The 8,861-nt window shown below is 66.2% G+C and carries 6 protein-coding genes and 2 pseudogenes; 3 read left to right on the top strand and 5 right to left on the bottom strand.

Annotated elements, in window-relative coordinates; all coding sequences use genetic code 11:
- From DI624_RS15700 to rpsL, 4 genes and pseudogenes are all read right to left on the bottom strand, one after another.
- The coding region (locus DI624_RS15700; protein ID WP_156356048.1) for a GTP-binding protein at window positions 1-99 on the bottom strand (99 nt) is incomplete at its 3' end.
- Between the two features lie 109 nt (window positions 100-208).
- Window positions 209-2,262 (bottom strand): annotated as a pseudogene (gene fusA, locus DI624_RS15695) (elongation factor G).
- 150 nt (window positions 2,263-2,412) lie between these two features.
- Window positions 2,413-2,886, bottom strand: a complete 474-nt coding sequence (gene rpsG, locus DI624_RS15690; protein ID WP_248121325.1) for a 30S ribosomal protein S7 — start codon at window positions 2,884-2,886, stop codon at window positions 2,413-2,415.
- Between the two features lie 81 nt (window positions 2,887-2,967).
- Entirely contained in the window at window positions 2,968-3,342 is a 375-nt protein-coding gene (gene rpsL / locus DI624_RS15685) for a 30S ribosomal protein S12 (protein ID WP_008260482.1), read from the bottom strand.
- A gap of 427 nt (window positions 3,343-3,769) precedes the next feature.
- Between rpsL and DI624_RS15680 the strand changes: the two genes are divergently transcribed.
- From DI624_RS15680 to DI624_RS15670, 3 genes are all read left to right on the top strand, one after another.
- Window positions 3,770-4,381 carry a hypothetical protein gene (locus DI624_RS15680; protein WP_291540358.1) on the top strand — a complete coding sequence of 204 codons (612 nt, stop codon included), beginning with the start codon at window positions 3,770-3,772 and terminating at the stop codon, window positions 4,379-4,381.
- A gap of 97 nt (window positions 4,382-4,478) precedes the next feature.
- Window positions 4,479-5,138 (top strand): hypothetical protein, encoded by a 660-nt coding sequence (locus tag DI624_RS15675; protein ID WP_291540356.1) that lies wholly within the window; start codon window positions 4,479-4,481, stop codon window positions 5,136-5,138.
- Between the two features lie 53 nt (window positions 5,139-5,191).
- Complete coding sequence (locus DI624_RS15670) at window positions 5,192-5,974, top strand: hypothetical protein (RefSeq protein ID WP_291540353.1); 783 nt, start codon at window positions 5,192-5,194, stop codon at window positions 5,972-5,974.
- Between the two features lie 236 nt (window positions 5,975-6,210).
- Here DI624_RS15670 and DI624_RS15665 read toward each other — a convergent pair.
- A pseudogene (locus DI624_RS15665) lies at window positions 6,211-8,861 on the bottom strand (DNA-directed RNA polymerase subunit beta'); the annotation flags it as partial.

The raw sequence follows: 8,861 nt of genomic DNA, 5'->3' as shown, positions 1-8,861 counted from the left end.
CGTGATCGCCGCCGTCAGCGTCGTCTTGCCGTGGTCGACGTGACCGATCGTGCCGATGTTGCAGTGCGGCTTCGTCCGTTCGAACTTTTCCTTGGCCATTTTCTAGCTCCTAGGTCCCCGAACCGGGGTTCCTTCAGTTTGGGGTTAAGGGCGCCCGGCCATTGGCCGACCGGGCGCTATTTAGGTGCGCTTTTCCGAAAGGAAAAGCTTAGGCGTATTTCTTGATCACTTCGTCGGCGACGTGTTGCGGTACCGGCTCGTAGTGGTCGTATTGCATGGTGAACTGGGCCCGGCCCTGTGACATGCCGCGTTGGCCAGCGGCACGAAGGCGTTCACGACGGTGGCGTTGCCGCGCATGTCCTGACCCTGGATCATGCCGCGACGGCCGTTCAGGTCGCCGATGACCGAGCCGAGGTATTCCTCGGGGGTCACGACTTCCACCGCCATGATCGGCTCGAGCAGCTTGGGCGCGCCCTTCTCCTTCAGTTCGCGGAAGGCGGCGCGCGCCGCGATTTCGAACGCCAGCACGCTGGAGTCGACATCGTGGAACTTGCCGTCCGTCAGGGTCGCCTTGAAGTCGATCAGCGGGAAGCCGGCCAGCAGACCATTGTCCTTGGCCGAGTTCAGGCCCTTTTCGACGCCCGGGATGTATTCCTTGGGCACCGCGCCGCCGACGATCTGGTTCTCGAACACGAAGCCCGAGCCTGGCTCGCCGGGTTCGAAGGTGATCATGACGCGGGCGAACTGGCCCGTGCCGCCGGTCTGCTTCTTGTGGGTGTAGTCGATGTCGACCTTGCGGCCCAGCGATTCACGATAGGCAACCTGCGGCGCGCCGATGTTGGCCTCGACCTTGTAGGTGCGCTTCAGGATGTCGATCTTGATGTCCAGGTGCAGCTCGCCCATGCCCTTCAGGATGGTTTGGCCCGACTCGTGGTCGGTCGAGACGGTGAAGGAGGGATCTTCCGAAGCCAGCTTGGCCAGGGCGACGCCCAGCTTCTCCTGGTCGCCCTTGGTCTTGGGCTCGACCGAGATCTCGATCACCGGGGCTGGGAACTCCATCTTCTCCAGGATGACGGGCGACTTGATCGGGTCGCACAGGGTGTCCCCGGTGCGGGTTTCCTTCAGGCCGGCCAGGGCGACGATGTCGCCGGCGTAGGCTTCCTTGACGTCCTCGCGGTTGTTGGAGTGCATCTGCAGCATCCGGCCGACCCGCTCGCGCTTGTCGCGCGACGAGTTCAGCAGGCTCATGCCCGTCTCCATCTTGCCCGAATACAGGCGGCAGAAGGTCAGCGAACCGACGAAGGGATCGTCCATGATCTTGAACGCCAGGACCGACAGGGGTTCGTCGTCCGACGCCTTGCGCACGACCGGCTCTCCGGTCTTGAAGTCGATGCCAGGGGTCGGCGGGATGTCCAGCGGCGACGGCAGATAGTCGACCACGGCGTCCAGCAGCGTCTGCACGCCCTTGTTCTTGAAGGCCGAGCCGCACAGGATCGGATAGAAGGCGCCGGTCAGCACGGCCTTGCGGATGCACTTCTTGATGGTGGCTTCGTCGGGCTCGGCGCCTTCGAGGTAGGCTTCCATCGCCTCGTCGTCCAGCTCGACGGCGTTGTCGATCAGGTACTGGCGGGCTTCGTTGGCCTTGTCGACCAGGTCGGCGGGGATGTCTTCGTCATGGTAGGACGCGCCCAGGCCGTCGTTGTCCCAGACCACGGCCTTCATGCGGACCAGGTCCACCAGGCCCTTCAGCGAGCTTTCGGCGCCGATCGGGAATTGGATCGGCACGGCCTTGGCGCCCAGGCGGTCGCGGATCGATTCCACCGACTTGTCGAAGTCGGCGCCGATCTTGTCCATCTTGTTGACGAAGACGATGCGCGGCACCGAGTATTTGTCGGCCTGGCGCCAGACGGTTTCGGTCTGCGGTTCGACGCCGGCGTTGCCGTCCAGCACCGTCACGGCGCCGTCCAGCACGCGCAGCGAACGTTCGACTTCGATGGTGAAGTCCACGTGGCCGGGGGTGTCGATGATGTTCAGGCGCTTGTTCTGCCAGAAGGCGGTCGTCGCGGCCGAGGTGATGGTGATGCCCCGTTCCTGCTCCTGGTCCATCCAGTCCATGGTCGCGGCGCCGTCGTGGACTTCGCCGATCTTGTGGGATTTGCCGGTGTAATACAGGATCCGCTCGGTCGTCGTCGTCTTGCCCGCGTCGATATGGGCCATGATGCCGAAGTTGCGGTAGTCCTCGAGCTTGTGCGTACGAGCCATGAAAACGTGCCTTGGAGAAGTAGTGCAGGACGCGAAACGCGCCCTCGGGATGATCGTCGATGCGGCGGATAAGCGAGCGCGGGCGATTTAGCTCAAACCGCCCGCGCCGGAAACCCTTAGATAGTCAGTGCGGATGACGCTTTGAAGGCGTTACCAGCGATAGTGGCTGAAGGCGCGGTTGGCTTCGGCCATCTTGTGGGTGTCTTCGCGCTTCTTGACCGCGGTGCCGCGGTTGTTGGAGGCGTCCAGCAGTTCGGCGGCCAGCTTTTCCGTCATGGTGTTCTCGCCACGCTTGCGCGCGGCGTTGACCAGCCAGCGGATGGCCAGGGCGCGGCGGCGGTCCGGGCGGACTTCGACGGGCACCTGATAGGTGGCGCCGCCGACGCGGCGCGAGCGGACTTCGACCGACGGGGCGACGTTGTCCAGGGCGGCGTGGAAGGTGGCGACCGGCTCCTGGTCCTTCTTCTTGTCGGCCAGGATGTCGAAGGCGCCGTACACGATGTTTTCGGCGACGGCCTTCTTACCTTCGTACATGACGTAGTTCATGAACTTGGTGACGACCAGGTCCCCGAACTTGGGATCCGGCAGAACTTCACGTTTCTGGGCGCGGTGACGACGCGACATGGGTTATTCCTTGCAGTGCCCGGCGCTCGCCGGGAATATCTCGAAAAGGCGTCCGGGCGCGACGGCCCGAAAGCGAATGGCTTACTTCGGACGCTTGGCGCCGTAGTGCGAACGACGCTGCTTGCGGTCCTTGACGCCTTGGGTGTCCAGAACGCCGCGCAGGATGTGGTAGCGGACGCCGGGCAAGTCCTTCACGCGGCCGCCGCGGATCAGAACGACCGAGTGCTCCTGCAGGTTGTGGCCTTCGCCGGGGATGTAGCACACGGCTTCGTAGCCGTTCTTGGCCAGACGGACCTTGGCGACCTTACGCAGAGCCGAGTTCGGCTTCTTCGGGGTCGTGGTGTAGACGCGGGTGCAGACGCCGCGACGCTGAGGCGAACCCTCCAGGGCCGGCACCTTGTTGCGGGTGGGCTTGGGCTTGCGCGGCTTGCGGATCAGCTGGTTGATCGTAGGCATTCGAAACTTGTCTCGACTTCTGATGGAGGCGTGTGTCTTTCGACCGAAGCGCCTCTCGCCTTCTTGTGAACGGGGGACCATCCCCTCGCCCGGGTGTCATCGAGACTGAGGACGTGCCCCAAACAGCCCCCGGTCCGCTCCGGCGGACCGGAACACGAAAACACAAAGGGCCGGAACGCGCGCTTCGGGCGTTCCGGCGGCGCACAGGCCGTCCGTTCGATTGTCACGTTCTCGGCGACCGGCGAACCGGCCACGCCTCGAAAGTGCGCGGCTTCTACGCGCGTTGGGGCGTTAGGTCAAGAAGCGCGTTAACACCTGCCCTTTCCCTCCCCGCCATCCGATTGCGGTCCCCAATAGAACTCTAATCGGCCTGAAACCCGCCACGCTTCCCGTTCAGCTTGATCGTGCAACCAACCGGGGATGGTGAATGGCGAGGCTGACCAAGACAGGGGCGCTCACGCTTTCGCTCGCTTTGAACGCCGGCCTGCTGGCGCTGATGTCCCTGGAGGAACGACGACCGACTCAGCGTCGAATTCCAACGTCGGGGCCTGTCTATATCGACATGGAGCCGGTCGTCGTCAGCGCATCGACACCATTCGTGACGTCGTCCAAAGCAGGTGTCGAGGACAGGATTCAGAACGACAGGCCTAGGGCCGATCCAGCGTCGCCCCGTCGTATCGAAGGAATCGCGGCGGCATCCCCCAACGGCGCCCGGTCCGATCCGCCGCCCTCTCCCGCCTATGACCCGCAATGGACGGTTCGCCGCCAATCGTCAGTAGGCACGACTTGGCCTCGGGAAAGCCCGGATCGGACCGATGTGCCGGTTTGCGCTCACCCGGACAGAATGCCGTTAGACGGCGGCGTGGTCTGCGATGCGCCGGCCGTCCTGGAAGCGGGCCCTTGGGCGCCGCTGATTCGCACGGGCGACGCCCGTACTGCGGCTTTCGAAAAGGAGGCCGCCGTCAAGAAACGCTGGCGGGACTACCGCGAAGGCGATGGCCCCTATCCTGGTCTTCGGTCGCTGCTGGGCATGAACTGACGATGTCGCCGTTCCTGACGTCGTCGCACGACATAGGTTTGAGCCGAGGGACGGCGCGATGAGTGCGGCGGCGCTCGGACGGATAGGGAAACCGCGCTTGGATTGGCGCAGGGCCGGTTTTGCAGCGGCCGCTATCGGCCTCAATGCCGGAGCCGTCGCACTTTTGTCCGTAACCGACCCTGATCCACGACGGCCGTCGCTGCACGCCCCGCCGATGATCGTCTATCTCGACGAGATTTGGCCCACCCTGGCTCGCGCATCGAAACGACCGAATGGTCACACGCAGGGCGAGCCCCCTGGGGCGCGACGCGAGAAGCCGAACACGCCGCCGCACGGTTCGGACAGGGACCTAGCATCGGAGCAGCATCCTCAGATCGCCGCGCGCGAAGACGAAGGCATAGACCCCGGATGGCGCGTCAACACAGCCGCGCCCCGTCCAAACGCGCTCACCCCCTCATGCGATGCGCCGCATCGGTTGTCATTCGACGCGCGACGCGCCTGCGAGGATCGCTGGGTCGAGGCCACGAACACCGCCGTCATCGCGGGAACGGGCGACGCCCAGCGCGACGCCGCCTTCGCCCGCCAGGGCGCGCGCCGTCTGGCGGCCTGGGAAAATCAGCGGGCCGCGCCTACGGACGCCGACGAACCCTGCCTGCAACTCGGCCCTATCGCCGAATGTGGCGGCGCCAACATATCGGTCGAGCTATTCTCTTCGCGGGACGGCCTTTTGCCCAACCTCAGAAAGCGTCGCCAATGACCGTCTTGTCAGCGCACCCTCCGCTCGCTCGGCCTCGATTGCGGCGGCCGGATTTGCGCAAGATCGGATTGGCGGCGGCTTCGGTGGCGATCAACGTCGGCCTGATCGCGGTGCTGTCCTTCACCGCCCTGGGGATCGACGGGCCGTCGCGCGCGCCCGATCAGCCGATCCTCTATGTCGACATCGCGCCGCGCCCGCTCTTGCCCGACGAGCGGCCGCGTGTCCCGGTCCAGTCCTCCACCGAGGTCACGGCCGCGACGCCCGCCCCGGATGCGCGCCAGACCCGGTCGCGCTGGGCGACCCAGCCGACGCCGCAGTTGGACGCCCGCCCCGCCCCCTTGCGCCCCAGGCTCGCCGCGCCGGCGCCTCAGGGCGTGCAGACGCCAGACGATCCGTGGCGGGTCGATCCGAACAGCCGGACGAACGCCATGGCCCGCACCCTGCGCCAGGGACTGATCGGCTGTTCAACCTCGGATCAGCTGAACGCCGCCGAGCGCGCCCATTGCCGCGAGGACGCCATGCGGCGCGGCCAGAACGCCGCCCCCATCGCCGGCTCGGGCGACCCGGAACGCGACGCCGCCTTCGCTCGCCAAGGCGCGCGGCGCCTGGCGGAGTGGGAGGCGCGGCGCCGCCCCTTGTCCGGCGGCGTGGGCGTGGTCGGTCCCGCCGACTGTCCCGGTTCGAACTTCGGCACGGGCTGCGCCGGCGCTCAGTTGAACCCGTCTCTGGCGCCGGATTCCAGCCGCAATGTCCAGACACGGCGCGACGGACATCGGGCGGGCGGCGCGCCCATCACGCCGGGCGCATCGGCGCCGATCGAGCAGTGGAAGGACTAGGTTCAAACGACATTTGATCTGTCGCCGTCATTCCGGGGCGTCCGCAGGACGAACCCGGAACCCAGGAGGCGTGGATCCAGCGCCGAATTTACCCAGCAAAACGAAGCGGTCCTGGGTTCCGTGTTCTTCGCTCCGCTCAGCTCCGGAATGACGAGAAGGGTGTCAGCCCCCGAAAAGAAAAAAGGGCGGCGCCGTCTCCGGCGCCGCCCTCTGTCGTCGTTCCGAACCCGGAGAGATCAGCCTTCGCTGCTCTCCAGCTCCAGTTGCAGATCGGCCGGCAGCGGCTCGATCGCGTCTTCGCGAGCCTGGGTCAGTTCCGCGTCGCGCTCGTTGGCGATCTTCTGCAGCGAGCGCAGATAGGCGCCCGTGCCCGCCGGGGTGGACCGAGGCCTCGGTCAGGACGCGCGTGGTTTCCTGGAAGGACGCCGCCGAGATGAAGCTGCGGGTCTGCAGCGACGCCTTGGTGATGCCCAGCAGGACCGGCTGGGTGGTGGCGATGCGGCCGCCGCGCTTCTCGACCTTGGCGTTTTCCAGGGCCGCTTCGGCGACTTCGACGGTGTCGCCGCGGATCAGGGTGGTTTCACCCGCATCCAGGACTTCCACCTTCTGCAGCATCTGACGCACGATGACTTCGATGTGCTTGTCGTTGATCGGCACGCCTTGCAGGCGATAGACCTCCTGCACCTCGTTCACCAGATATTCGGCCAGCGCCTCGACGCCCTGGATCCGCAGCAGGTCGTGCGGATCGGGGTTGCCGTCGATGATGTAGTCGCCCTTCTGGATCAGGTCGCCGTCGTGGACGGAGATGTGCTTGCCCTTGGGGATCAGGAACTCGACGGGTTCGCCCTGGACGCCGTCGGCGTTGGGTTCCGGCGTGATCTTGATGCGACGCTTGTTCTTGTAGTCGCGGCCGAATTCGACCCGGCCGTCCATCTCTGCGATGACGGCGCAGTCCTTCGGACGACGCGCTTCGAACAGTTCGGCGACGCGCGGCAGACCGCCGGTGATGTCGCGGGTCTTGGCGCCTTCGGTCGGGACGCGGGCGATGATCTCGCCCGGCTTGACCTCGTCGCCGTTCGCCACGGACAGAACCGCGCCGACGGGCAGCAGATAGCGGGCGTCCGAACCGGACGACAGCTTGGCGTAGGCGTCGCCCAGGGTGACGCCCATGGCCGGACGCAGGTCCGAGCCGCGCGGGCTGGCGCGCCAGTCGGAGACCACGCGCTGGGCGATGCCCGTCGCCTCGTCGGTCTCTTCCTTGACGGACAGGCCCTCGACCAGGTCCTCGAACCGCACCACGCCGCCGACTTCCGTCAGGATCGGGGTGGTGTAGGGGTCCCACTCGGCCAGACGTTGGCCGCGCTTGACCTCGCCGCCGTCCTTGACGCGGATGCGCGCGCCGTAAGGCGCCTTGTGCGTCTCGCGGTCCTTGCCGTCCACGACCACGGTCACGGTGACGTTGCGGCTCATGGCCACCAGGTCGCCGTGGGCCGCGACGACGGTCGGTCCGACCACCTTGGCCACGCCGGCGTTGGTCGCCTCCATGAAGGACAGCTGGGTGCCCGGCTCGCCGATCGACTGGGCGGCGATGACGCCGACCGCTTCGCCGATGTTGACGTTGGTGCCGCGCGCCAGGTCACGGCCGTAGCAGTGGGCGCAGATGCCGGCCTCGGCTTCGCAGGTCAGGGCCGAACGCACCTTGACCGACTGGACCCCGGCGGCCTCCACGGCCTCGATGACTTCCTCGACCAGATAGGTGTCGGCGGGGAACAGGACGGTGTCCGTGCCCGGCTCCTTGATGTCCTCGGCCGCGTAACGGCCCAGGATGCGTTGCCCCAGCGAGACCAGGACGTCGCCGCCCTCCATCACTGCACGCAGGGTGATGCCGCGCGTCGAGCCGCAGTCCTGCTCGGTGACGATGGAGTCCTGCGCCACGTCCACCAGACGGCGGGTCAGATAACCCGAGTTGGCGGTCTTCAGCGCGGTGTCGGCCAGACCCTTGCGGGCGCCGTGGGTGGAGTTGAAGTATTCGAGGACGGTCAGGCCTTCCTTGAAGTTCGAGGTGATCGGCGTCTCGATGATTTCGCCGGAAGGCTTGGCCATCAGGCCGCGCATCCCGCCCAGCTGCTTCATCTGCGCCTGCGAACCGCGGGCGCCCGAGTTGGCCATCATGAAGACCGAGTTGATGTCGGGATTCTCGCCCTCGATCAGCACGCGCGGCTGCGCGATCTCGCCCATCATGGCGTCGGCGATCCGGTCCGTGGCCTTGGCCCAGGCGTCGACGACCTTGTTGTACTTCTCGCCGCGCGTGATCAGGCCGTCGGCGTACTGCTGTTCGTACTCCTCGACCTGGGTGCGGGTTTCGGCGACCAGTTCGGCCTTCTTGGCGGGAATGACGATGTCGTCCTTGCCGAACGAGATGCCCGCCTTGGCCGCCTCGCGGAAGCCCAGGCCCATCATCTGGTCGGCGAAGATGACCGTCGCCTTCTGGCCGCAGTGGCGATAGACCACGTCGATCAGGTTGCCGATCTCCTTCTTGGTCAGGTTCTTCTCGAGCAGGCGATAACCGACGTTCGGATTGCGCGGCAGCAGGGCCGCCAGCTTCATCCGGCCCGGCGTCGTGTCGATGACCTTCGTCACCTCCTTGCCTTCGGCGTCCTGCTCGGTCCAGCGCGCCTTGATGCGCGTGTGCAGGGTCACGACCTTGGCGTCCAGCGCGGCGTCGATCTCGCCGATGTTGGCGAACAGCTTGCCTTCACCCGGCTCGCCGTCCTTGACCAGCGACAGATAGTACAGGCCCAGGACGATGTCCTGCGACGGCACGATGATCGGCTTGCCGTTGGCGGGCGACAGGATGTTGTTCGTCGACATCATCAGCACGCGCGCT

The sequence above is a fragment of the Brevundimonas sp. genome, assembly GCF_003248455.1.
Lineage (GTDB): Bacteria > Pseudomonadota > Alphaproteobacteria > Caulobacterales > Caulobacteraceae > Brevundimonas.
Note: the sequence above shows the minus strand (reverse complement) of the source record. Positions and strands in the feature narration are given on the sequence as shown.